This window comes from Micromonospora sp. WMMD980 (assembly GCF_029626035.1).
Lineage (GTDB): Bacteria > Actinomycetota > Actinomycetes > Mycobacteriales > Micromonosporaceae > Micromonospora.
In genome coordinates, this window is the sequence record NZ_JARUBE010000003.1 from 694,606 (window position 1) to 719,811 (window position 25,206).

Here is a 25,206-nt window from a genome sequence, read left to right on the forward strand (position 1 = left end):
CAATCTGAACTGGCCTTGCGCGGTACGCCCTAACGTAGACTCAATAAACCCCAGCGGGCCGACGTCGTCCCCACCATGTACCAACCTGAGTGACGACAGGAGGCCCGGTGGCCTTTCCGTACCCTCACAGCCCGCAGCCGGCCCCGCGGACGCCGGGTCTCTACGACCCCGCGTACGAGCACGACGCCTGCGGTGTGGCCTTCGTGGCCGACCTGCATGGGCGGCGTTCGCACCAGGTCGTCGCGAACGGCCTCGGGGCGCTGCGCCGGCTGGACCACCGGGGTGCCCGGGGCGCGGAGCACAACACCGGTGACGGCGCCGGGATCATGATCCAGGTGCCGGACGCGTTCCTGCGCGCGACTGTCGACTTCCCGCTGCCCCCGGCCGGCGAGTACGCCACCGGCCTGGTCTTCCTGCCCGACGACGACGCGGCCGAGGCCCGCGCCCGCCAGGTGGTGGACAAGTACGCGCTGGTCGAGGGCGCCGACGTGCTCGGCTGGCGGGCGGTGCCGACCGACCCGTCCGACCTGGGCGAGACCGCGCTCGCGGCGATGCCCCGGGTCCGGCAGCTCTTCGTGGCCGCGCGTCGGCTGACCGATTCCCCGGCCGGCGCGGCCGGGGACCCGCTGACCGGGCTCGACCTGGACCGGGTGGCGTTCTGCCTGCGTAAACAGGTCGAGCGGGAGACCGCCGAGCGGGGCCAGCCGGCCTACTTCCCGTCTTTGTCCGGCCGGACGATGGTGTTCAAGGGCATGCTCACGCCCGACCAGCTTCCGGCGTTCTACCCGGACCTGACCGACGAGCGGGTGGAGAGCGCCATCGCGCTGGTGCACTCGCGCTTCTCCACCAACACGTTCCCGTCCTGGCCGCTGGCGCACCCCTACCGCTTCATCGCCCACAACGGCGAGATCAACACGATCCGCGGCAACCGCAACTGGATGCAGGCCCGCGAGGCCCTCCTCCGGAGCCCGAGCATCCCGGGCAACATCCGCCGGGTCTTCCCGGTCTGCACCCCGGCGGCGTCCGACTCGGCCAACTTCGACGAGGTGCTGGAGCTGCTGCACCTGGCCGGGCGGAGCCTGCCGCACGCGGTGCTCATGATGATCCCCGAGGCGTGGGAGAACGACCCGGACATGCGCGCCGACAAGCGCGCGTTCTACCGCTTCCACGCCAGCCTGATGGAGCCGTGGGACGGTCCGGCCTCGGTCGCGTTCACCGACGGCGAGGTCGTCGGCGCCGTGCTGGACCGCAACGGCCTGCGTCCGGGCCGCTGGTGGCACACCAGCGACGGGCTGGTGGTGCTGGGCAGCGAGGCGGGCGTGCTCGACCTCGACCCGGCGACCGTGGTGGCCAAGGGGCGGCTCCAGCCGGGCCGGATGTTCCTGGTCGACACCGTCAACGGCCGGATCGTCTCCGACGACGAGATCAAGACCGAGCTGTCGGCCGCGCAGCCCTACCAGGAGTGGCTGCACGCCGGCCTGATCGAGATGGACGACCTGCCCGCGCGCGAGCACACCGTGTACACCCACGACTCGGTGCGGCGCCGGCAGCAGACGTTCGGCTACACCGAGGAGGAGCTGAAGATCCTCCTCGGCCCGATGGCCCGCAGCGGCGCGGAGCCGATCGGCTCGATGGGCACCGACACCCCGATCGCCCCGCTGTCCACCCGGCCGCGGCTGCTCTACGACTACTTCCACCAGCTCTTCGCCCAGGTCACCAACCCGCCGCTGGACGCCATCCGGGAGGAGCTGGTGACCAGCCTGGCGACCACGATCGGGCCGGAGGGCAACCTGCTCGACCCGGGCCCGGCGAGCTGCCGGCAGATCGTGCTGCCCTACCCGGTGATCGACAACGACGAGCTGGCGAAGATCCTCTCCATCGACGAGGACGGCGACCTGCCGGGCTTCAAGGCGGTCCGGGTCTCCGGCCTCTACCGGATCCGCGACGGCGGCGCCGGCGTCAAGGCCCGGCTGACCGAGATCTGCCGGCACGTCTCCGAGGCGATCGAGGACGGCGTCCGCATCCTGGTGCTCTCCGACCGGGACTCCAACGCCGATCTGGCCCCGATCCCGTCGCTGCTGCTCACCGCCGCGGTGCACCAGCACCTGGTGCGTGAGCAGACCCGCACCCAGGTGGCGCTGGTCGTGGAGTCCGGCGACTGCCGGGAGGTGCATCACGCGGCGGTGCTGATCGGCTACGGCGCGGCGGCGGTCAACCCCTACCTGGCCTTCGAGTCGGTCGAGGACATGATCGCCACCGGCGCGCTGGCCGGCGTCGATCCGGTGAAGGCGATCCGCAACTACGTCAAGGCGCTCGGCAAGGGCGTCCTGAAGATCATGTCCAAGATGGGCATCTCCACCGTGTCGTCGTACTGCGGGGCGCAGGTGTTCGAGGCGGTCGGTCTGGACACCCGCCTGGTCGACCGCTACTTCCGGGGCACGCCGAGCACGATCGGTGGCATCGGGCTGGCCGAGATCCACGCCGAGGTGGCCGCCCGGCACGCGCTGGCCTGGCCGGCGCCGGGCACCCAGGCCAGTGACCGCCTGGAGGTCGGCGGCGAATACCAGTGGCGGCGCGAGGGCGAGCTGCACCTGTTCAACCCGGAGACCGTCTTCCTGCTCCAGCACGCCACCCGCAGCCGCCAGTACGACGTCTTCCGGCAGTACACCGCCAAGGTCGACGAGCTGGCCGCGAAGGCGGGCTCGCTGCGCGGGCTGTTCACGCTGCGCACCGGCGTTCGCCCGGCCGTGCCGCTGGACGAGGTCGAGCCGGCCACCGAGATCGTCAAGCGGTTCGCCACCGGCGCCATGTCGTACGGGTCTATCTCGGCCGAGGCGCACGAGACGCTCGCGATCGCGATGAACCGCCTCGGCGGCAAGTCCAACACCGGCGAGGGCGGCGAGGACGTCGACCGGCTGCACGACCCGGCGCGTCGCTCGGCGGTCAAGCAGATCGCCAGCGGCCGGTTCGGCGTGACGAGCGAATACCTGGTCAACGCGGACGACCTCCAGATCAAGATGGCGCAGGGCGCGAAGCCCGGTGAGGGCGGCCAGCTACCCGGCAACAAGGTCTGGCCGTGGATCGCCCGGACCCGGCACGCCACCCCGGGCGTCGGCCTGATCTCCCCGCCGCCGCACCACGACATCTACTCCATCGAGGACCTGGCCCAGCTCGTGCACGACCTGAAGTGCGTCAACCCGGCCGCCCGGGTGCACGTCAAGCTGGTCAGCGAGGTGGGCGTGGGCACCGTGGCGGCCGGCGTGGCCAAGCTCAAGGCCGACGTCATCCTCATCTCGGGGCACGACGGCGGCACCGGCGCGTCCCCGCTCAACTCGCTCAAGCACGCCGGCACCCCGTGGGAGCTGGGCCTGGCCGAGGCGCAGCAGACGCTGCTGCTCAACAAGCTGCGCGACCGGGTCACCGTGCAGGTCGACGGTCAGCTCAAGACCGGCCGGGACGTGCTGGTCGCGGCGCTGCTCGGTGCCGAGGAGTTCGGCTTCGCCACCGCCCCGCTGATCGTCGAGGGCTGCGTGATGATGCGGGTCTGTCACCTGGACACCTGTCCGGTCGGCATCGCCACCCAGAACCCGGTGCTGCGCGAGCGGTTCACCGGCCGGCCCGAGTTCGTGGAGAACTTCTTCCTCTTCCTCGCCGAGGAGGTCCGCGGCTACCTGGCCGAGCTGGGCTTCCGCAGCATCGACGAGGCGATCGGGCACACCGAGCTGCTCGACGTGGCCGGCGCGATCGACCACTGGAAGGGCCACGGTCTCGACCTGGGCCGGGTCCTGCACCTGCCCGAGCTGCCCGAGGGCGCGGCCCGGCGGGGCGTCCGCGCCCAGGACCACGGCCTCGACGTCGCCCTGGACAACCGGCTCATCGAGCTGGCCGGCCCGGCCCTGCGCGACGGCGCCCCGGTGCGGGTCGAGGTGGAGGTCCGCAACGAGCACCGCAGCGTCGGCGCGATGCTCGGCGGCGAGGTGACCCGCCGGTTCGGCGGGGCCGGGCTGCCCGACGACACCGTCGAGTTCCTGTTGCACGGCACCGCCGGGCAGTCGTTCGGCGCGTTCCTGCCGCGCGGGGTCACGCTGCGCCTGCACGGTGACGCCAACGACTACGTCGGCAAGGGGCTCTCCGGTGGGCGGATCGTGGTCCGGCCGGACGCCGCCGCGCCGTTCGTCGGTGACGACGCCGAACCGGGCCGCCGCGCCGAGGACCAGATCATCGCCGGCAACACCATCCTCTACGGCGCCACCGGCGGCGAGGTGTTCCTGCGCGGGCGGGTCGGTGAGCGGTTCGCGGTGCGTAACTCCGGCGCGGTGGCCGTGGTCGAGGGGCTCGGCGACCACGGGTGCGAGTACATGACCGGTGGCACGGTGGTGGTGCTCGGCGCGACCGGACGCAACTTCGCCGCCGGCATGTCCGGCGGCACCGCGTTCGTGCACCGGCTCGACCGACGGCTGGTCAACGCGGAGCTGGTCGACCTGGCCCCGCTGCGCGAGGAGGAGCGGGTCCGGCTGCACGCGTTGGTCCAGCGGCACTTCGCGGAAACCGACTCGGCGGTCGCCGAGGCGCTGCTGAAGCGCTGGCCGGAGGCGGTGGAGGAGTTCACCGCCGTGGTACCCCGGGACTACCGCCGGGTCATGGAGATCATGCGGGCCGCCGAAGCCGCCGGCCACGACGTCGACGACGCGGTGATGAGCGCACTGGCGGCGACAGCCGCCCCGGCGGCTCAGCCTGCCGCGTCCCTGCCACCCACGCCGCGGGTGGCCGCCCAGGAGGTGGCTCGTGCCTGACCCGAACGGTTTCCTGCGCTACGACCGGCGGCTGCCCGCCCGCCGCCCGGTCCCGGTGCGGATCACGGACTGGCGGGAGGTCTACCCGCCGGCCGGGGAGGCGCTGATCCGCGAGCAGGCCACCCGGTGCATGGACTGCGGCATTCCGTTCTGCCACGACGGCTGCCCGCTGGGCAACCGCATCCCCGACTGGAACGACCTGGTCCGCACCGGCAACTGGGACGCGGCGGTGGAGTCACTGCACGCCACCAACAACTTCCCCGAGTTCACCGGCCGGCTCTGCCCGGCACCCTGCGAGGCGGCCTGCGTGCTCGGCCTGGGCGGCCAACAGCCGGTCACCATCAAGCAGGTGGAGGTGGAGATCGCCGACGCGGCGGTGGCCCGCAACGGCCTGCGGCCCCGGCCCGCGTCGACGTCGACCGGCCGCTCGGTCGCGGTGGTCGGCTCCGGCCCGGCCGGCCTGGCCGCCGCGCAGCAGCTCGCCCGCGCCGGTCACGCCGTCACCGTCTACGAACGCGACGACGTCCCCGGCGGCCTGCTCCGCTACGGCATCCCCGACTTCAAGCTGGAGAAGCACCACATCGACCGCCGGGTGGCCCAGCTCGCCGCCGAGGGGGTGCGGTTCCGCACCGGCGTGAACGTCGGCGTCGACGTGACCGCCGAGCAACTGCGCGCCGAGCACGACGCGGTGCTGCTCGCCTGCGGCGCGCTGCAGGGCCGGGACACCCACGAGACGCCGGGCCGGGCGCTGCGCGGCGTACACCAGGCGATGGCGCACCTGGTCGCGGCCAACCGGGTCGTCGCGGCGGCCGGGGACGGTCGGCCCGCTCTCGCCGTGCTGCCGGACGGCACGCCCATCGACGCGGCCGGCAAGCACGTGGTGATCATCGGCGGTGGCGACACCGCCGCCGACTGCCTCGGTGTGGCCCACCGGCAGGGCGCGGCCGGCGTGCGCCAGCTCGACCTCTATCCGCAGCCCCCGGCGGACCGGGACGCCGCCCGCGATCCGTGGCCCACCTGGCCGTGGGTGCTGCGCTCCTACCCGGCGCACGAGGAGGGCGGCGAGCGGGTCTTCGCGGTGGCGGTGCAGGAGTTCGTCGACGACGGCACCGGGCAGGTCCGGGCGGTCCGGATCGCCGAGGTGACGGTGGAGAAGGTCGACGGCCGGCGCATCGTCACCGTGCTGCCCGGTTCGGAGCGGGAGATCCCGGCCGACCTGGTGCTGCTCGCGATCGGCTTCGAGGGCACCGAGGAGCAGCCGTTGCTGGCCCAGCTCGGGGTGGCCCGCAACGGCCGCGGCGCGATCGACGCCCGCCCGGACTGGCAGGCGGCCGACGGTGTCTTCGTCGCCGGTGACATGCACCGGGGCGCCTCGCTGATCGTCTGGGCGATCGCCGAGGGGCGGGCCGCCGCCGCAGCCGTGCACACCTACCTGGGCGGCGTGGGCGAACTGCCCGCCCCGGTCGACCCGGCCCGGCAACCCCTCGCCGCGAGGTAAGGAGGGGCCCCCTCTTAACGGATTCGGTATAGGCGGGGGCCCCGCTTGACACCCGCCGGGAGGTGGGCCACGTCTCGTCCCACGGGACCCCGGCACCACGAAGATCGTCGTTACGCTGCGGGCATGGACGTCGAGGTACGCCTGCGGCGGGTGCGCCGCTGGCTCTGGGTCGTGATGGTGGGGCTGTTCCTCAGCGGGGTGACCGCGTTTCCGCTGGAGCTGGAGGTGCGCTGGCTGTCGGCGGCGCTCGATCCGCTCGCCGGCCGGCTGCCGGCGTTGGTGGGCTGGATCGACCGGGTCCACACCGGTCTGGTCACCGCCGACCGTGACTATCCGTTCCTGCTCTACGGCACCGACTGGCTGGCCTTCGCCCACCTGGTGCTCGCGGTGGCGTTCTGGGGGCCGCTGCGTGACCCGGTGCGTAACGTCTGGGTGGTCCAGGTCGGCATGATCGCCTGCGCCGGCATCGTGCCGCTGGCGTTGATCTGCGGCCCGGTTCGGGACATTCCCTGGTTCTGGACGCTCGTCGACCTGTCGTTCGCGGTCGGCGCCTTCCCGCCGCTCTGGCTCGCCTACCGGCACATCCGCGCCATCGAGGCGAGCCGGGCGTCGCCGCCCGCACCGGCGCCCGTGCCGGGATCGGCCTGACCGGCGTCGCCGCTCGGCCCTGGCCGGCCCCGCCCTCGACGGGCGGGACCGACCGGACCGGTCAGCGGTGCAGCAGGTCGTGCGCCGCGCGAATCTTCGCCCAGGAGGCCGGCCGGGCCGGGGCCGCCGAGGTACGCGCGGTGGCGCCCACCTCGGGCCGGCCGGCGGTGAACAGCCAGGTGGTGAAGACCGCGTCCAGGTCCCGGCCGGAGACCTGCTCGGCGAGCGCCTGGAACTGCGCGATGGTGCCGTTGCCGTACTGGTGCTGGGCCGTCCAGGCGCGCAGGATCCGGAAGAACGCCGGGTCGCCGACGGCCAGCCGGATCTGGTGCAGCGCCATCGCGCCCCGGTCGTAGACGGCGTCGTCGAAGACCCGGTCGGTGCCGGGGTCACCGGGGAGCACCTGCCAGAAATCGGAGTCTGCCGGATAGTAGTCGTAGGTGAAGTCGAACTGCTCCTGCGCGGTGCCCTCGTCCTGCTCCTCCGACCAGAGCCACTCGGCGTACGAGGCGAAGCCCTCGTTGAGCCAGATGTTGCGCCAGTCCGCCACCGAGACGGAGTCGCCGAACCACTGGTGGGCGTTCTCGTGCACCACCACGTACGGATTCGAGCCGCGCCGCCAGAAACCGGGCCCGTAGACCGGGCGGGTCTGGGTTTCCAGCGCGAAGCCGATGCCGTCGACCGGGCCGGCCACGCCGCCCTGGGCCTCGAACGGGTAGGGGCCGAACACCCCGCTCTCCCAGTCGACGATCTCGGCGGTGCGTTCGATGCTGGCCCGGGCGGCCGGCAGGCGCTCGCCCAGCGTGGTGCTGTACGCGTTCACCACCGGCTGCCCGTCCGGCGCGGTGTCGGTGACGATGTCGTACTGCCCGATGACGAGGAACGCCTGGTAGGTGGCGCCGGGCTTGACGCTGCGCCAGCTCCACCGGGTGCGGTTGCCCGCCTCGGGCAGCGGGTCGCGCGGCTGCACGCCGTTGCTGACCACCTCGAGGCCGGTCGGCACCGAGACGGAGATGTCCCAGGTGGCCTTGTCCTTCGGGTGGTCGTTGCTCGGATACCACCACCAGGCCGACTCGGGCTCGTTCACGGCGAGCGCGCCGTCGGCGGTGCGGGTCCAGCCGGTGTAGCCGTAGACCTTGGTCCGCGAGGGGATGCCGGCGTACTTCACCACGACGGTGAGCTGCTGGCCCTTGGGCACCGTCCGGGGCGGGGTGACCACCAGTTCGTGGTCACCGGCCCGGGCGAAGCCGGCGACCCAGCCGTTGACCCGGACCGACTCGACGTCGAGCGCGAAGTCGAGGTTGAACCGGGACAGGTCCTGGGTGGCGGCGGCCAGGATCGTCGTGGTGCCGCTGAGTCGGTCGGTGGCCGGCTCGTAGCGCAGCCGGATGTCGTAGTGGTCGACGTCGTAGCCACCGTTGCCGTAGTCGGGGAAGTAGCTGTCGCCCAGCCCGGGGCTGCCCGGCGTGGGGGTGGCCGCCGAGACGTGCGGGCGGCCCCATCCGGTCGGGGTGGCCTGGCCGGGTGCGCCGGTCACGGTGGTGACGGCGGTGGTGAGGGTCAGGGCGGCGATCGCCGCCGAGAGTGCGCGTGGCACGGGTGGGACTCCCTCCGTCGGGTGTACGCACCCGAACCTAATCGACACATGTAAACAGATGAGTCTCGGACGGCCGGGCGGAGCTATTCAATTCTTGCGAATGTTTCGATAGCATTACCCGCTAGTAACAACACCCTTCGGCCACGCGCGCGGTCAACGGGCTCCACCACCCCTGTCCCGTGGAGGTCCTGTCATGTCCCGTCGCGTCCGTACCGCCCTCGCCGCGGTGCTGGCGGCCGTCCTCGGCGCCGTGCTCCTGCCCGGCGCCGCCCGGGCGGCCACCGTCAACTACGTCGCCCTCGGCGACTCCTACTCCTCCGGCGTCGGCGCCGGGCCGTACGACCTCTCCACCTGCCTGCGCAGTCAGAAGTCGTACGCCCCGCTCTGGGCCGCGGCGCACGTGGTCACCAGTTTCCGCTTCCCGGCCTGCGGCGGCGCGGTCACCGCCGACGTGCTGAACAACCAGGTGGGGCAGCTCAGCTCCACCACCACCCTGGTCACCATCACCATCGGCGGCAACGACGCCGGCTTCGCCGACGTGATGACCAGTTGCCGCTTCGGCAGCACGTCGAGCTGCGAGAGCGCGGTGGCCGGGGCGAAGACGTTCGCCACCGCGACGCTGCCCGGCCGGCTGGACGCCACCTACACCGCGATCCGCGAGCGGGCCCCGAACGCCCGGCTCGTGGTGCTCGGCTACCCGCGCCTGTTCGAGACCGGCTTCTGCGGGCTGTTCGCCATGAGCAGCTACAAGCGGACCATCCTCAACCAGGCCGCCGACGTGCTGAACGGGGTCACCGCCGGCCGGGCCGGCGCCGCCGGGGCGACGTTCGTCGACGCGCGGCCGTACTTCACCGGGCACGGCGTGTGCGCGGCGGACCCCTGGATCCGCGACGTCAGCGGGGTGATCGAGGCCTACCACCCGAACGCCAACGGCTACCGCTACGGCTACCTGGCCGCGCTCACCGCCGCCATCGGCTGAGGTGTAAGGAGGGGCCCCCTGTTAACGCATTCTGCATAACAGGGGGCCCCTCCTAACAACCGCCGAGGCGGAGAGGGTCAGCGGCTCGCCGGCACCAGCCCGCCGACCCTCTCCGGCAGAGCGGCCGCGGCGGCGGGCGTACCGGGTGTCACCTGTGACAGCGCGGTCGGCTCGACCTCCGGCGCCGGTCCGGTGCGCCGCCCCGGCCGGGCGCGCCGTCCGGCGGGTACGGCGAGCGCGGCCAGCGCCGCGGCCAGTGAGATGCCGGTGAGCAGCAGGAAGCCGGCGGTGAAACCGGCCTCCCGGGGCAGCCCGCTCGGCTGCGGATCGGCGGTGATCACGGCGCTGGCCAGCGCCGCGCCGATCGCCCCGCCGATGGTGCGGATATTGGCGTTCATGCCGGTCGCCGCGCCGGTCTGCGAGGCCGGCACGTTGCCGACGATCAGGTTGGCCATCGAGGCGAACGCCAGCCCGATGCCGAGCCCGACCAGGCCGCCGGCGAGGCCGACCTGCCACCGGGTGTCGTGCGCCAGGGTGAGCATCGCCGCGGCGGCCACGTTGAACACCGCGCCGGTGCTCAGTTGCGCCTTCGGGCGGAACCGGGATTCCAGCCGCCCGGCCAGCAGGCCGGCGGCGAACATGCCGACGAGCATCGGCAGCATGAGCAGCCCGGCCTGGGTGATGCTGGCGCCGAAGCCGTACCCGGCGCTGGTCGGGATCTACGCGAACTGCGGCAGGAACGCGTAGACGGCGAACATCGAGGCGCCGTAGAGCAGGGCGACCAGGTTGGTGGTCCACACCGCCGGCAGGCGCATCATCCGCAGGTCGATCAGCGGGTTCGCGGTACGGGCCTCGACCGCCAGCCAGCCGGCCACCAGCACGGCGGCCACCGCCAGCAGGCCGAGCACCCGGCCGGAGGACCAGCCCCAGGCGGCGCCCTTGCTGACCGGCAGCAGCAGCGCCACCAGCCAGCCGGAGAGCAGCACGGCGCTGGCCCAGTTGATCCGGCCCGGGGTGCGTACCGGCGAGCGGGGCACGAACCGGTGCGCGGCCAGCGCGGTGAGGCCGACCACGACCAGCGGGATCCAGAACAGCCAGCGGTAGCCCAGGGTGGTCACGATCGGGCCGGCCAGCACGACGCCGAGGCCGCCGCCGACGGCCACCACCGCCGAGATCGAGGCGACCGCGGAGCTGACCCGGGCGGCCGGGAACTCGTCCCGGATGATGCCGAACGACAGCGGGAAGACGGCGCCGCCGATGCCCTGGACCACCCGGGCGGCGATGAGCACGCCGATGTTCGGCGCGACGGCGGCCAGCAGGCAGCCCAGCGCGAGCGCGGCGAGCGAGACGACGAGTGTCCGCTCCTTGCCGACCATGTCGCCGACCCGGCCGAGGATCGGCGTGAAGATCGACGCGGAGAGCAGGTAGGCGGTCAACACCCAGGTCACCGTGTTCGGCGAGGTGTGCAGGTCGTGCTGGATGGTGGGCAGCACCGGCGTGATCAGCGACTGGAGCATCGCGAAGAAGCCGGTGCCGGCCGCGAGGACGAGGAACGTCATCCGGCGCGAGCCGCGCCGGAGGGTGGCGATCATGTGGGAGAACTCCCGTTCGGTACGAGATGGTGGCCGCTCGCGCGTCGGGCGGCGATGGCGGCGCGTCGGGCCGGAACCCCCGGAGTACGCTATCCGGAGGGATGCCTCCACCAACGTAGTGGAGGGGTGCCTCCGGTTGCAAGAGGGAAGGAGTGACGCGCGTCATGCCCAGTGCCGACCAGCCGACCGAGGTCTTCGCGCGGCGCCCCAGGCGCGCCGACGCCCGGCGCAACTACGACGCCCTGGTCGCCGCCGCCCGCGAGGTGTTCGGCGAGTGCGGCGCGAGTGCGTCGCTGGAGCAGATCGCCCGCCGCGCCGGCGTGGGCATCGGCACGCTCTACCGCAACTTCCCGCGCCGGCGCGACCTGTTCGAGGCGGCCTACGTCGAGGAGGTGCGCGCGCTCAGCGCCTCCGCCGCCGACCTGGCCGACCTCGACCCGTGGGACGCGCTGGTCGGCTGGCTGCACCGGTTCGTCGCCTACGTCGCCACCAAGCGGGCGCTGGCCGAGGAGTTGGTGCACGACTCCGAGGTGTTCCGCAGTTGCCGCACCGAGATCTACGCCGCCGGCGAGCCGCTGCTGCGCCGTGCCCAGGCGGCTGGCGCCGCCCGCCCGGACGCCGACTTCGACGACGTGGTGCGCCTGATCAGTGGCCTGGCCGCCTACCAGTTCCCCGATCCGGCCCAGCGCGACCGCGTGCTGACCATCGCGCTCGACGGGCTGCGCCCACCTCGCTGAGAGGTGTTAAGCGGGGCCCCCTCCTATACCTGAGGCGTTAACAGGGGGCCCCTCCTTGCATCCTTGCGTGGGGTGTCGACAATGGTGCGACACCCGGAGTCACCCGGAGGTGACCATGCGCGAACCGGCGACCCGGCCGCGGCCCACCCGGGAGCAGCTTCCGGCCGGTGGCCTGGAACTGCTCACCCTGCTGGCCCGACTGCTGCGGCGACCCCGCCGCGGTGACCGCCGGCTCCCGCTGCTCTGGTTGCTCCGGCCGGCCGACGACGGCGCGGTGGCCGCCCTGCTGCGCCGCTTCACCGCCCGGGGCACCGGGCGTCGGGTGCCGCACGCGGTGCTGGACCTGGCCGAGCGGCCGCCCACCGACGACGTGGCGACGGTGCTGCGCGAGCTGCACCGGCAGCTCTCCCTGGAGGCGTTCGGCGCGCCCCGCCTGCGGTTCCGGCACTATCCGCTCGCCGACTGGCTGATGCACCAGACGCTCGCCGTCGACGTGGACGCCGCGGACAGCGGCCGGGCCTCGCTGGTGCGCCGGCTGCGTGACTGGCGGGGCCGGCGGGCCGGCGACGACCCGCAGGTGGGCGGCGACTCCGGGCTCGGCGCCGCGCTGCAACTGCTGCTCTGGCTGCTGCGCCGGGCGGTGCCCAGCGTTCTGTTCCGGATCGCCGTCTCCGGGCGGGTGCCGGTGGTCGGCCGGCAGTACCGCTGGTTCATGCGCCAGCAGTACCTGGCGCCCCGGCAGTCGGTGACGTTCCTCGGCTTCGCCGAGCGGCTCACCGCCGGCTGGCGCGACGGCGAGCACCCGGCCCAGGTGGAGAAGCTGCTGCTGCACGCGTTCCTGGAGGACCTGCGGCTGGCCTACCGGCGGCGGTTCTGGCGACCGGGGGACTGGCGGCGCACCGCCTATCCGGTGGTGCTGCTCGACGGCGTACGCCCGGACAACGTCGGGCACACCCTGGTCCGGATCGTCGACGAGGTCCGCAACGAGACCGGCCGCAACGACCCGCTGCTGGTGGTCGCGGTCGCCGCGGACCCGCCGCCGGAACCGGCCGCGTCGCGTCTGCTGGCGGAGGCCGAGGAAGCGTACGAGGAGTGGGCCGAGGCGCTGCCGGAACGCCGGCGGCTGCGCCGCTCCGGTGCGTGGCTGATGGTGCTGGCGGCGGAGGACGCCGCCGGCGTACCCGTGGCGGCTGCCCCGCCGGCGCTGGTGGCGCCGGACCCGCCCTGGTGGGCGCGGCGGTTCCTGCCCGCGGCGGTGGCAGTGGTGCTGCTCGCCGGGGTGGGGGTGTGGGCGCACGGGCGGTGGGCGCCGGACTGCCGGCCGTGGCCGACCGACCGGGTCAGCGTGCGCCTGGTCGGTGGCGAGTGTGTCGGCTACAGCGACACCGCCGGGCAGGTCTTCAACAGCGAGCCCGGGCAGGACCGGCTGCGCGCGGTGCAGCGGCGCATCTTCGCCCAGAACCGGGCCACCGAGGAGGTGTGGCGGCGCAGCGACCATCGCCGCCCCTACCTGACCCTGGTCTATCTGGGCAGCCTCACCGGCAACCGGACCCGCGCCGACGAGGAGTCCTACGTCTCCGAGCGGGAGGAGCTGGAGGGCATGGCGACCGCCCAGTACGCCCTGCTGAAGGAGTCGGCGGCGGCGGACGACGCGGCGCTGCTGCACATCGTGGTGGCGAACGCCGGCCGGCAGATGCGCCACGCCGCCGACGCGGTGCGGATGCTGGAGGGGCTGGCCCGCGACGACCCGAGCGTGCTCGGCGTGGTCGGGCTGGTGGACAGCCGGGCCAGCACGGCGGCGGCGTTGCGCGAACTCAACCGGGTCGGCCTGCCGGTGCTCGCGCCCACCCTGTCGGCCGACCGGATGGACGCCAACTCCAGCCTCTACCTGGCCATGTCGGCGCCCAACCGGGAGCAGGTCACCATGGTCGAGGCGTACGCCCGGCAGGTGCTGCGGGTGGGGGAGGCGCACGTCTACTGGACCACCGGCGAGGGCAGCTCGCTGACCCGGGATCTCTACGTCGCCACCCTGGTCGACGGCCTGCGGGAGCGGTTCGGCGCCCGGCTCACCCGGCTCGACGAGTGGCGCAGCGGCCGGCGGCTCACCCAGGAGTGCGGCTACTCCGGGATGCTCTTCTTCGCCGGTCGCTGGTCGGAGTTCGACGGGTTCCTGCGAGCGTTGAAGGAGTGCGGCTCGAACCCGCCCCGGCACCTGGTCGCCGACGACTCGGTGAACCGCTACATGGCCAACCCCGGGCTGCGGGCCAGCGCGCCGGGCAACCTGCCGGTCACGTACGTGTCGAAGGCGTCGCTGGCCACCTGCGCCGCGCTGCGGGCCGCGCAGGCCGCACGCGACGACGCCCGGGGCAGCTTCCTCACCTGGATCGGCGCGGACGACCTGCTCGACCCGCCGCGCTGCCGCGAGGGCGCCGGCCCGCCGGTCGGCGAGCGGGTCAGCCTCGCCTACGACGCCGCGATGATGATGGTGCGCGCGCTGGAGAGCCTGGCCGCCCGGCTGCGGCACGCCGACACCGGCCGCCGCTGGGAGCCGCGCGCGGTCAACCCGGTCGGCGTGCACGCCGAGGTGCTGCGGCAGAACGCCGCCGGCGGCTACCCGGGGGTCAGCGGCCTGATCCGGTACGCCCCGGACTCCGGCGAGCCGGTCGCCAAGCGCCTGGCCCTGCTCACCGTGGCGAAGGTGCCCGACGTGGCGGCCGCCCCGACCGAGGTCTTCCACTGCGGCACAGCGGACGCCGACCCCGACCCCGGCTGCCGCGCGGTGCGGTAGTACGCCGTCGACGCTGACACCGGGGCCTACGGCGGGACTGGTCGGGTGACCGTGGGTAACCTCGCGGGAAAGAGGTATGACTTTTCGACGGTATGCCTCCTGGTCATATTTATGACTCTGAGTCATGTCGGTTTTCGGAAGTACCTTTCGCCGCGACCATGGCGGCGTGAGACGCGTGTGTCGCGGTCGACGTGGTTCGCGGCGTCCGGCGAACAGGTGAACACACACTCGCCTTCCCCCACGGAGGCGCTGGACCGGGCGGTCGACGGCAACGTCGTCTACCTCACCCGCAGGGATCGTCGCGTCGCCGCAGTCGTGCCGGCCGACCGCACCCGGGACGACATCGAGGTGATCGTCAACGGGCTGCTGGCGGTGGTGGAGCCGATCGTCGAGAGCGACCCGGCGAACGGCGAGCGGTTGCTCCAGACCTGGATCGCCAGCGTTGAGGCGGGCGGAGACGACGAGCTGGCTCGAGCCATGATCGAGGCGTTGCAGGACGTGCTCGACGATCTGCGGGATCTGCCGGATGCAGCTGACCGCCTGGCCGCCTATCGCGCCGGCCGGGCGAGCGGCATTCCATGGGGGCAGGCCAGGCGGGAGCTTGATCTGTGACGTGGCAGGTGGAGATCGACCGCTCTCGCTTGGCGACCGCATCGCCCCTGCCGTTCAACTCGTACACCTCGATCCATGCCCAGCCGTCGAACGGCTGGCGGTCGGTGATCTCGCGAATGACGCGCACGGTGATCGGGCGACAGAACTGCACGCTCGCTGCGCGGTCGAGCCGTAGGAGGTCTCCCGTCATGATCGGATGAGCGCTCACCGTTCGTCCGGTCGCGCGCCGACGGCCTTGACCAGGCGCGCGAAGACCACATCCAGGCAGGGGTAGTCCTCGCCGCAGCCGCGCACCCAGCGGACGACCCGGCGTGGCGGGTGCGCGAAGAGGATGTCGTCGGCGTCCTCGATCGCCGAGATTCAGTCCGGTGCGCTCGCGCCGGGCGACAAGCTGCCCTCGACCTCCGAGCTGTGCCGTCAGCACGGCGTGTCGGCCATTGTGGTGCGACAAGCGATCAACGCCCTGAAGATCGAGGGCTTCCTCGAAGGGGTGGGCGGCGTCGGCGTGTTCGTCGCCGAGCGCCCCGGGTCGCGGTGACCCGGAGAATGCGAGATCTTGGAAGCGGAGGGCCCTCCTGGGGGCCGTTTCCTTCCAAGATCTGGAGCTGAGCCGCAAGGGGAGGCGGAATGACCCGTGACGGCGGGGAGTTGGACGGCTTCCACATCGGATATCTGCCACCCGGCATCGGCGATCAGGTGTCGGACTTCGCCACCGAGTGGGCGGACGTCCGCTTCGTCACCCGCGTCTGGGAGCGCCAGGTCGAGGACGGCTACCGGGTCGACCTGCGGGTGCACGTGCTCCGGGGTGAGCGGCTCGCCGACCTGGGCGCTCTCCGCGAGTTCCTGGCCGAGTACCACGAGCGCGACGCCGCCACCTGGCAGCTCGCCGACTTCACCCGTCCTGACGGCGCCGGCCTGATCGGCGACGCCGAGGCGTTCTGGCTCGCCGAGCCCGGGGTCGCGGTCGACGTGCTGGTCGATCCGGAAGCGGTAGACGCCGGTGTGCTCCGCCCGATCGCGGAGAGCGTGGTGCGCCGTCCCCGCTGACAGGGTACACCTTCCGGAGCCATCGGCCTCGGCGGGGCGGGATACGGAGATCTTGAAAGCGGATGGCCCCTATGAGGGCGGTTTGCTTCCAAGATCTTGGCTGTTCGTCATCCCGGCCAGCCGGCGGCCCGGAGGGCGGCTCGTAACTGGTCGATCACCGTTTGCGGGTCGTCGCGCAGGGCCCAGGAGGGGAACCGGAGGACGCGGTCGCCCTCGACCCAGAGTGCGTTCTGGCGGTGCATGTCCGCCCAGGCATGCGCCGGATCGAGATGCTGCCCGCCGTCCACCTCGACGTGCACCCGCCACTGGTCGAAGTAGGCGTCGAGGTAACGTCGCCGGCCCCAGGCGTCGCGCCGGACCACCTGGCGGGTCGGTTCGGGTAGGCCGGCGCGACGCACGAGGTCGAGCAGGTTCAACTCGCCCAGGGAATGCGCACCCCCGGCCGCGTCCGTGGCGGTGGACAGGATCAGTCGCCGGCGGCGGATTCGTGGCATCCGCTCCAGCACCTTGTGCAGGTCGTCGCCGCCCACCAGCCGCTGCTGGAACGCCGCCGCGACGATCGCCCGGGCCTGCGCGTCGGATGGTGCCCGCTGGGCCGCGTCGATCACTGATCGCGCAGCCGTCGTCCGGGGCGGCTGGCCGACCCGCACCACGTCGTCGTCCGGCAGGTGGGTGGTCCGGTGTGCTCGCACGCCGGTCGGCAGCGGAGCACGACGGCAGGTGGCGGGCAGGAGCAGATGGACAACGCGATCCGGAAAGCCGCGCAGGCCGCCTGCCTGGGCGGCAGTGATGCCGCCGAGCAGCGCGGTCGGGCCGGCGGCCAGCACCGCGATCCAACGGAGCTGGGCGGGACCAACAGGGCCGTTGTGTGCGACCAGAACGGCACGGTGCGCTTGGCGCCATCGGCCGGTGGCCACACGGTGCCGGATCGCCTTACGCGTGAGGTGCGCCTGTGCCTGACCGAGGCTGAGCACATCGTCCTGACGGAACAACAACCAGGTCAACTCGTCCGCGTCGTCCGACGGCAGCGCCCGCCGCATCCCCGCCCATGACTCTCCCACCCGTCCGACACTGCCCGCCCCGGTGCCGGCCGCGTGGCCCCTGTGGACAACGCACTCAGATCTTGGAAGCGGAAGGCCCCTCCGGGGGCCATTTCCTTCCAAGATCTGCGACTGAGCCGGTCGGCGGCTCCCTGACGGGAGCCGCCGACCGGTCGCCACCTCAGCGGTGCGCGTTGCTCGGCCGGCCCCACGGGCCGGTGATCGCGAACACGTACCCGGGGGTCTGGATGTTGGCGAACAGGATCTTCCCGTCCGCGCTGAACGTCGGCCCGGTGAACTCGCTGTCGTTCAGCTCGTTGCGGGCCAGCGCGTACGGCTTGCCCTGCGCGGTGACGCCGACCAGGTGCGACACGCCCTCGCCGTCCTCGGCCAGGATCACCCCGCCGTACGGGGAGACGGTGATGTTGTCCGGCCCGTCGTAGTTGCCGGTGTCCGCCTCCGGGTCGGGGTTCACCCCGAAGATGGTCTTCAGCGTGACGGTCTGCCGGCGCGGGTCGTAGAACCAGACCTGCCCGTCGTGCTCGTTGACGCTGCCGTCGGTGTGCCGGGCGTAGCTGGCCACGAAGTAGGCGCCGCCGTCGCCCCACCAGGCGCCCTCCAGCTTGCGACTGCGGGTCACCTCGCCGTCGGCGAACTGCTTGCGCACCGACACGGTCCGGGCGTCCCGGTCCGGCACCTCCACCCACTCCACCCGGTAGCGGGTGCCCGGGGTGGTGGCCTCGGACAGGTCCGCCACGTGCCCGTCGCCGCGCCGGCAGCGCATCGCCTCCAGGGTGCCGGCGGTGCCGCCGTCGGGCCGCTGGGCGAGCGCGCGCAGCGCGCCCTTGCCGGCCCGGAAGCCGGGCGGCGGCGTCCACCGGAAGTACAGGCCGTTCGGCCCGCTCGCGTCCTCGGTCAGGTAGATCGAGTGGGTGTACGGGTCGACCGCCACCGCCTCGTGGGCGTAGCGGCCGAGGAACGTCAGCGGCACCGGGTCGGCGTTGGCCGCCCGGTCGTGCGGGTCGACCTCGAAGACGTACCCGTGGTCCTTGAGGAACTGCCCGCCGGCGCGCTGCTCGGTTTCCTCGCAGGTCAGCCACGTGCCCCACGGGGTGATGCCGCCGGCGCAGTTGTTGTGCGTGCCGGCCACGCTGACGTACTCGCGCAGCCGCCGGCCGTGCTTGTCCACGTCGATGGTGGTGGTGCCGCCGCGCGCGCCCGGGTCGTAGGTGAGGCTGGCCAGCGCCGGCACCGGGTAGGGCTCGTCACCGCCGATCTCGTGGTTGTTGACCAGCACCGACCCGTGCGGGCCGCGGAAGCAGCCGGTGCCGTCGGCGTCGCTCGGGGTCGGCTGCCCCGACTCCAGCAGCGTCGCGCCCGCCTGGGCGACGACGGTGTACGAGAAGCCCGGCGGCAGGGCCAGCAGGCCGGCCGGGTCCGGCACCAGGTCGCCGTAGCCGACCGCGGGACGGCAGGCGGCCCGGGCCGCGGCGGGTCCGGCGATGGCGTCCAGGTTGCCGGCCACCACGATGCCGAGGCCGCCGGCCGCGCCACCCAGCAGCGACCGTCGGGAGAGGGGAGAGGAGGTCACGTCGTCGCCTTCCTGTGCACACGAGGTTGCACCGGTAGGCAAGCCGGATCGCGGGAACGGTGGGCGGCGGGGCCGGCCGCCGCCGGGTGAACAGTGGACGAACCTCGGGTGCCGAGCGGGCCGTGCCCCGGTCGCGCGCGTCCGTTAGGGTTCCCTCGATCGAAGACGGCGTCGGAGGGCGGACGGTGAACAGGCTCGCGGCGGCGTACCGGCAGGCGGTCGACCGGCACCGGCAGGCGCTGCGCCACTGGGAGGCGGCCCGGCGGACGCTCGGCGCCGCCGGCCCGGCCCCCGTCGGCAGCCCCGAGCTGGTCGCCCGGCTGGCCCGCCTGGGCGGCGAGTTGGCCGCCGCGGTGCCCGGCACCGCCCGCGTCGCCACCCACCCCGTTCCGGTACGCCTCGGCGAGGCGACCACCGTCGACGGCGCGTTCCCGGTGCTCGTGCCGGTGGGGGCCGGCGCCCACCTGGCGATCGACGCCGACGCCCGCGACCCGCGCGTCGGTGAGCTGCTGCGCGCGGTGGTGGTGCGGCTGCTCACCGCCGCCCCGGCCGGCGCGGTCCGGGTGGTCGGCATCGACCAGGCCGCGTTCGGCGCGGCGTTCCTGCCGCTGCGCCCGCTGCACGACGCCGGCGTGCTCGGCGCGGCGGCGACCACCGAGGCGGAGACGACCGCGCTGCTGGACGCCGCGGAGCGGCACGCGCGTACCGCCCAGCGGGCCGACCCGGAGGATCGCGAGCTGCTGGTGGTGGTCGTCGCGTCGGCGCCGCCGGCCCGGGAGCTGGCCCGGCTGGCCGCGCTCACCCACGCCGGCCCGGCCGCCGCGGTCTGCGTGCTGCTGGCCGGCTACTCGGCGGCCGGGCCGGGTGGGACGGCCGGGCGGGCCGGCGGGCAGTGGCCGGGCGGGGCGCCGCCGCTGGGGGCGACCACCCAGCTCCGGGTCACCGAGCGCTACACCCTGGTGGGTGACCCGCCCGGTCGCCCGTTCAGCGTCGACGGCAGCGGGTTGGCCGCGCCGGTGGTGCTCGACGGCGACCCGTCGCACGCCGCGGTGACGGCGCTGGCCCGCCGGCTCGCCGAGGCCGCCGACGACAGCTCGGGGGTCACGTTCGCCGACCTGCTGCCGGCGTCCCGCTGGACGGAGTCGGCCGGCGCCGGCCTGCGGACCGTGCTCGGCCGGGCCGGTCGCCGGCCGGTGACCGTCGCGTTCGACGACGCCACGCCGCACTGGCTGGTCGGCGGGCGCACCGGCGCCGGCAAGACGGTCCTGCTGCTCGACGTGCTCTACGGGCTGGCCGCCCGCTACTCCCCGGCCGAGCTGCGGCTGATGCTGCTCGACTTCAAGGAGGGCGTCAGCTTCACCGAGTTCGTGCCCACCCCGCGCGACCCGTCCTGGCTGCCGCACGCCCACGCGGTCGGCATCGAGTCCGACCGCGAGTACGGCGTGGCCGTGCTCCGGGAGCTGCGCGCCGAGCTGGTTCGCCGGGCCGACCTGCTCAAGCGCCACGGCGTCAGCCGGCTCGCCGACCTGCCGCCGAACGCCCGGCCGCCCCGGACCGTCACCGTCGTCGACGAGTTCCACGTGCTGTTCGCCGGCAACGACGCGCTGGCCCGACAGGCGGTCGACCTGATCGAGGAGCTGGCCCGCAAGGGCCGCTCGTACGGCCTGCACCTGGTGCTGGCCAGCCAGAGCACCACCGGCATCGAGGCCCTCTACGGCCGGGCCGAGGCCATCTTCGGCCAGTTCCCGTTGCGGATCGCGCTGCCCGGCGGGGACGCCGTGCTCGACCCCCGCAACGACGCGGCGCGCGGGCTGACCGTCGGCACGGCCGTGGTGAACACCGCCGCCGGCGCGCCCGGCGCCGACGTCGAGGTGCGTTTCCCGGACGCGCACGCCGCCGCGGCCGACCTCGCGGCGCTGCGCCACGAGCTGCACGCGGCCCGGCCGGCAGGAGCCCCGCCGCCCTCGGTCTTCCGGGGGCACGAGCGGCCCCGGCTCGCCGACGACCCGGCCTGGGCCGCGCTGGCGCCCGGCGCCGACCCGCCGTACGCCCTCGTCGGCCGCGTCGTGGACGTCGCCGGCAGCCCGGCCGGGTTCGCCCTCGACGCCAGCCCGGGCCGGCACCTGGCCGTGGTCGGCACCGCCGCCGCCGGGGCGGAGCTGCTCCGCTGCGCCGTGCTGTCACTGGCCCGGCAGCACGCCCCGGGCACCGCCCGGTTCCTGTTCGCGCCGCTGGCCCCGGGCACCACCGACCGTGCCGACGACCTGGCCATGACGCTCGCCGCCGCCGGCCACCCGGTTCGCCGGCTCGACGCCGGCGGGCTGCGCGCGCTCCTCGCCGAGCTGGCCGGCGACGCCGCCGATCCGGGCCGCACCTACCTGGTGGCGTTCGGCATGGACGCCGCCGCCGGCACGCTGGCCGCCACCGACCCGGGCACGTTCCGTTCCGGCCACGACGACCTGCGCGCGGTGCTGCGGCAGGGCCCGGCGCGCGGCGTGCACGTGCTCGGCTGGTGGCGCGGGCTGCGCCGGCTCGCCGACGACCTCGGCGGCAGCGGGCACCGCGACGACGTGACCGGTCTGGTCGCGTTGAACGTGCCGGCCGCCGATCTCGGCCTGCACCTGGGCGTGCACGACCTCGCCTGGACGCCGCGCGAGGGCCGGGCCCTGCTGGTCGACCGGCACGACCACCGCACCGCCCTGATCGTGCCCTTCACCGAGGGCGGGGACTGATGAGTGGCTTCGACGAGTACGCGGCGCTGATCCGGGAGCTGTCCACCCGGCAGCGCGGCGGGGAGCGGGCGATCGCCGCCGAGGCGGAGCGCCGGCGTGGTCTTCAGTCCGGTATGGACACGCTCGGGCGGCGGCTGGCCGCCCAGGGCGGGCACCTCGACCGGCTCGGCGAGGCGATCGGGACGCCGATGGCGTCCGTACCGGAGGCTCAGCCGGCCGCCCCACCCGGGCCCGGAACGGGGGACGGGGCGATCGGCGGCGGAGCCGCCGCGCCGGGGCGGTCGGGTGTCGGGGCGTATCCCGACGGGAGCGTGCCCACCGGGGACCCGGCGGCGGAGCTGGCGGTGGCGGGGCGGTTGGCCGACGAGGCGGACCGGCACGGGCAGGAGACCGAGGCGTTGGCGCGGCGACCGGTGCTGCTGCCGACCTGGTCGGCGCCGGCCCGGGCGGTGGCCGTCTACGCCGGGTGCGCGCTCGTCGGCTCGTTGTTCATGCTGATCGCGCTGGTCGGCTCACCGTTGCCGGTGTCCGGGATGGACCTGGTGGCGGCGCTGTCCTGCGCCGGCGTGCCGCTGATGTCGTTCCTGGCCGGCCAGTTCGTCCTGGCGCGCTGGGGCCGTCCGGTGCTGGCCGACGCCGAGGCCCCGGCCGGGCGCTACGTCCCGCTCGGCTTCGTGATCTGCGCCCTGGTCTCCCCGTCCCTGTTCTGCCTCTATCTGATCCTCTTCCGCCTCCTCCGCTGACGCTGACCCGCCCACCTCGTCGATCTTGCACTTACCGCCCCGGGGATGCGGCCGACGCGGCTTCTGCCGGGGCCGCAAGCGCAAGATCGCGGAGGTGGGGGCGGGGTGGGGCGGGTAGGGTGGCGTGGGTCGGGGTGGGGGAGGGAATGTGAGCGCTGCGGAGGTCATCGCCAGGCTGGCGGCGGCGGCACAGAAGCTGGACGAGGCGAAAGCCCGCACGGCCGCCGCCGCGCAGGACGCCGCCGAGGCGCGGGCGCTGGTCGCGGGCGCGCTGGAGGGGGCCACGGCCGGGCCGTTGATCGGGGTCATCGACGCCTATCGGCAGGCGCTCGCCCAGGCCGCCCAGGGCGGCGAGCCGGCCCGCCAGCACGTGCAGGAGACCATCGCGAAGGTGCAGGCGCTGGGCAACTGACCGTTCCTCACGGGTCGGTGAGGACGAGCCAGTCGTCGTCGCGGCGGGTGACGGTGACGTCCGGCGGCCAGACGTGCGTGGCGGACGCCGCCGCGCGGGCCTGGTCGACCAGCGGCCGGCGGGCCAGCTCCGCCCCGTCGAAGTGGGCCCCGGCGTGGAAGACGGCCCGGCCGAAGTTGGTGCCGCCCTCGAAGCGGGCGCCCTCGAACCAGGCCTCCGCGCCGAACTCGGTCCAGCGGAACAGCGCCAGGTCGGCGAAGCGCACCCGGCGAAAACCCGCGTACCCGGCGAAGCGGGTGTGCTCCATGGACAGTCCACCCAGGAACATTGTCTTGCGGAAGGTGGCGGCGCCGGCGAACGTGGCCCGGTCGAAGGTGCTCGGCTGCCGCAGCACGGCGGCGAACAGGGAGAACGAGCCGAAACTCGCGTCCCGGCAGGACAGCGCGCCACCGAGGTCGGCCCGGTCGAAGCTGGCCCGGCCGGTGACCCGCGCATCGTCCAGCACGATCTCGGCGTCGCCGGTGAGGCCGTCGAACACGACGTCGGCGAAGTCGGCGGTCAGCCGCAGCCGGCCGTGCGCGACCGCGCCGGCGAAGCTGGTGGTGCCGGTGCAGACCGCGCCGGTGAGGTCGAGGTCGACCAGGGTGCAGCCGGCCGCGTCGAAGCCGTCCAGCCGGGCGCCGGTGAGGTCCAGCGCGATGCCGGGCCACCAGGTCTCCTGGCCCGCCCGCAGGTGCCGGGTGAGCATCCGTTGCGCGGTGCGGCGTACCTCGCGCTCGCGCGGGTCGTCGGGGGCCGGCATCCGGAGGTACGCGCAGAGCACCGCCACCGTGGTCGGCCGCTGCCCCGGGTTGTCCTGGCCGAGCCGTTCCAGGGCGTGCAGGCCGCCGAGGCGTACCGCCGGGTTGTCGCTGCCGACCAGTTCGATGGCGCGGACGTACAGCTCGGTGAGCCGGCGCTCGACGGCGTCGTGCTCGGCGGCGGTGGACTGGCGCTCCTGCTGCCGCGCGGCGGTCTCGGCGACCGCCTCGGCGTGCGCCTGCACCCGGTCGCGGTGTGCCTGGTCGCGGGCGGCGACGGCCTCCTGGTGCCGCTGGCCGCGCTCGCTGATCCACTGTCGACGGGCGGCGAAGAGCAGCGCCAGCCCGCCGCCGGTGCCGGCGACCACGGTGAGGCCGGTGCGGATGGCGTCGACGCGCAGCGTGGCACGGGTGTCGGGCTGGACGGCCCGGTCGGCCTCGCCGAGCAGCCAGTCGAGCACCAGCCAGCCGAGCAGGCCGGCGAGCAGCAGCCCGAGCAGCGCCAGCCACCAGGGCATCACCCGGAGCGGCTTCTCCGGCGGCGGTGGGGCGGACACGGCGCCCAGCATGCCATCCGGTGCCGACCGCCGGGGGGCGCCGGCTGCCGCCGCAATTGCCGGTTCGTGCTCCTGGCGGGACAACTGGTTACCGGCGCGTAACTTTTCATTGACGTGTGTGAAATCGGACACGCATCATCGTTCCCACGATCGATCGGATCCCACCCGTCCCTCCCGGTCACCCCGGGTGCCTCCTCCCATCGGAGGTGCAGCCCATGCTGCTCCGAACGATCCTGGCCGCCACCACCATCGCCGCCACCGCCCTGCTCGTCCCGGCCGCCGCCGCGCACGCCGCCGCGCCCGCCCCCCGGCCGGACACCGTCACCACCCCCGCCAGCACCGTCACCGCCGCCGAACGGGCCGCCGCCGCGGCCGCCGACCCGGTGATCGTGGTCGGCGGGCTGATCGGCGTCTCCATCGCCTACGAGCCGATCGCCGCCCGGCTGCGCGCCGACGGCTACCGGGTCTCCATCTACCAACTGCCGAACCTCGGCTTCGGCGACATCCGCGAGTCCGCCCGCGCGCTGTCGTCCTACGTGGACCAGGTCCGCGCCGGCACCGGCGCGAGCCGGGTGGACCTGGTCACCCACTCCGAGGGCGGTCTGGTCAGCCGCTGGTACGTCAAGTTCCTCGGCGGCGCCGACAAGGTCGACCAGTACGTCAGCCTCGGCACCCCGCAGTACGGCACCTACGTCGCCAACATCATCAACTTCGTCGGGCTGGGTAGCTGCGCCGGCATCGTCGCCTGCCAGCAGATGACCATCGGGTCGAGCTTCCTGGCCGACCTGAACGCCGGCGACGACACCCCCGGCCCGGTCCGCTGGACCACGCTGCGCACCTGGCAGGACGAGCTGGTCCGGCCGGTCGACAACGCCGTGCTCGCCGACGGCGCGACGAACGTGCTGGTGCAGGCGTGGTGCCCGCTGCGGGTCGTCGGCCACCTCGGTCTGGTCCTCGACGGCACCACCTACACGGCGGTGCGGCAGACGCTGGCCGGCGCCGCGATCCGGCCGAACTGCTTCGCGGTCTGAGCCGTCCCG

The 25,206-nt window shown here is 73.9% G+C and carries 19 protein-coding genes; 13 read left to right on the top strand and 6 right to left on the bottom strand.

The annotated features are described in order from the left end of the window. The first annotated feature begins 107 nt into the window (after positions 1–107). From gltB to O7618_RS03815, 3 genes are all read left to right on the top strand, one after another. Complete coding sequence (gltB, locus tag O7618_RS03805) at positions 108–4,793, top strand: glutamate synthase large subunit (RefSeq protein ID WP_278104549.1); 4,686 nt, start codon at positions 108–110, stop codon at positions 4,791–4,793. Further along, the gene (locus O7618_RS03810; protein ID WP_278104550.1) at positions 4,786–6,291 is read left to right on the top strand and encodes a glutamate synthase subunit beta; all 1,506 of its coding nucleotides are present in this window, start codon (positions 4,786–4,788) and stop codon (positions 6,289–6,291) included. Before gltB ends, O7618_RS03810 begins: the two co-directional genes overlap by 8 nt. Before the next feature lie 123 nt (positions 6,292–6,414). After that, the gene (locus O7618_RS03815) at positions 6,415–6,939 is read left to right on the top strand and encodes a hypothetical protein (protein ID WP_278104551.1); all 525 of its coding nucleotides are present in this window, start codon (positions 6,415–6,417) and stop codon (positions 6,937–6,939) included. Between the two features lie 61 nt (positions 6,940–7,000). Here the strand turns inward: O7618_RS03815 and O7618_RS03820 are convergent, their stop codons facing one another. Further along, positions 7,001–8,536, bottom strand: a complete 1,536-nt coding sequence (locus O7618_RS03820; RefSeq protein WP_278104552.1) for a M1 family metallopeptidase — start codon at positions 8,534–8,536, stop codon at positions 7,001–7,003. Between the two features lie 193 nt (positions 8,537–8,729). Between O7618_RS03820 and O7618_RS03825 the strand changes: the two genes are divergently transcribed. Next, positions 8,730–9,515: an SGNH/GDSL hydrolase family protein gene (locus O7618_RS03825; protein WP_278104553.1), complete on the top strand. Its 786-nt coding sequence runs from the start codon at positions 8,730–8,732 to the stop codon at positions 9,513–9,515. A gap of 77 nt (positions 9,516–9,592) precedes the next feature. Here the strand turns inward: O7618_RS03825 and O7618_RS03830 are convergent, their stop codons facing one another. Both O7618_RS03830 and O7618_RS03835 read right to left on the bottom strand, forming a co-directional pair. Then, positions 9,593–10,234 carry an MFS transporter gene (locus O7618_RS03830; protein WP_278109901.1) on the bottom strand — a complete coding sequence of 214 codons (642 nt, stop codon included), beginning with the start codon at positions 10,232–10,234 and terminating at the stop codon, positions 9,593–9,595. Further along, a complete protein-coding gene (locus O7618_RS03835) occupies positions 10,235–11,107 on the bottom strand; it encodes an MFS transporter (protein WP_278104554.1) in 873 nt (290 codons plus the stop codon). A 164-nt stretch (positions 11,108–11,271) separates the two neighbouring features. Here O7618_RS03835 and O7618_RS03840 point away from each other — a divergent pair, with 164 nt between their 5' ends. The 5 genes from O7618_RS03840 to O7618_RS03860 all read left to right on the top strand — a co-directional run bounded on the left by O7618_RS03840 (position 11,272) and on the right by O7618_RS03860 (position 16,291). Beyond that, positions 11,272–11,844, top strand: a complete 573-nt coding sequence (locus O7618_RS03840; RefSeq protein ID WP_278104555.1) for a TetR/AcrR family transcriptional regulator — start codon at positions 11,272–11,274, stop codon at positions 11,842–11,844. Between the two features lie 115 nt (positions 11,845–11,959). Continuing rightward, on the top strand, positions 11,960–14,632 hold the full coding sequence (locus O7618_RS03845; protein WP_278104557.1) for a hypothetical protein: 2,673 nt from the start codon (positions 11,960–11,962) through the stop codon (positions 14,630–14,632). A 177-nt stretch (positions 14,633–14,809) separates the two neighbouring features. After that, positions 14,810–15,244: a hypothetical protein gene (locus O7618_RS03850; protein ID WP_278110242.1), complete on the top strand. Its 435-nt coding sequence runs from the start codon at positions 14,810–14,812 to the stop codon at positions 15,242–15,244. 331 nt (positions 15,245–15,575) lie between these two features. Next, positions 15,576–15,782 carry a winged helix-turn-helix domain-containing protein gene (locus O7618_RS03855; protein ID WP_278104559.1) on the top strand — a complete coding sequence of 69 codons (207 nt, stop codon included), beginning with the start codon at positions 15,576–15,578 and terminating at the stop codon, positions 15,780–15,782. Between the two features lie 89 nt (positions 15,783–15,871). Continuing rightward, complete coding sequence (locus tag O7618_RS03860; protein WP_278104560.1) at positions 15,872–16,291, top strand: hypothetical protein; 420 nt, start codon at positions 15,872–15,874, stop codon at positions 16,289–16,291. 107 nt (positions 16,292–16,398) lie between these two features. Here O7618_RS03860 and O7618_RS03865 read toward each other — a convergent pair whose 3' ends face one another. After that, a complete protein-coding gene (locus O7618_RS03865; RefSeq protein ID WP_278104561.1) occupies positions 16,399–17,352 on the bottom strand; it encodes a DUF559 domain-containing protein in 954 nt (317 codons plus the stop codon). Between the two features lie 160 nt (positions 17,353–17,512). Then, positions 17,513–18,922: an alkaline phosphatase PhoX gene (locus O7618_RS03870; protein ID WP_278104563.1), complete on the bottom strand. Its 1,410-nt coding sequence runs from the start codon at positions 18,920–18,922 to the stop codon at positions 17,513–17,515. Between the two features lie 185 nt (positions 18,923–19,107). On the opposite strand from O7618_RS03870, the gene O7618_RS03875 reads away from it, so the two are divergent. From O7618_RS03875 to O7618_RS03885, 3 genes are all read left to right on the top strand, one after another. Further along, positions 19,108–21,654: an FtsK/SpoIIIE domain-containing protein gene (locus tag O7618_RS03875; RefSeq protein WP_278104565.1), complete on the top strand. Its 2,547-nt coding sequence runs from the start codon at positions 19,108–19,110 to the stop codon at positions 21,652–21,654. After that, positions 21,654–22,397, top strand: a complete 744-nt coding sequence (locus O7618_RS03880) for a hypothetical protein (protein WP_278104567.1) — start codon at positions 21,654–21,656, stop codon at positions 22,395–22,397. The genes O7618_RS03875 and O7618_RS03880 overlap by 1 nt, the downstream gene beginning before the upstream one ends. 148 nt (positions 22,398–22,545) lie before the next feature. Beyond that, on the top strand, positions 22,546–22,809 hold the full coding sequence (locus tag O7618_RS03885) for a DUF6244 family protein (RefSeq protein ID WP_089157165.1): 264 nt from the start codon (positions 22,546–22,548) through the stop codon (positions 22,807–22,809). Positions 22,810–22,816: 7 nt separating this feature from the next. Here O7618_RS03885 and O7618_RS03890 read toward each other — a convergent pair whose 3' ends face one another. Next, on the bottom strand, positions 22,817–24,166 hold the full coding sequence (locus tag O7618_RS03890) for a pentapeptide repeat-containing protein (RefSeq protein WP_278104568.1): 1,350 nt from the start codon (positions 24,164–24,166) through the stop codon (positions 22,817–22,819). 215 nt (positions 24,167–24,381) lie between these two features. Here O7618_RS03890 and O7618_RS03895 point away from each other — a divergent pair, with 215 nt between their 5' ends. Continuing rightward, a complete protein-coding gene (locus O7618_RS03895; RefSeq protein WP_278104570.1) occupies positions 24,382–25,197 on the top strand; it encodes an alpha/beta fold hydrolase in 816 nt (271 codons plus the stop codon). Positions 25,198–25,206: the final 9 nt, after the last annotated feature.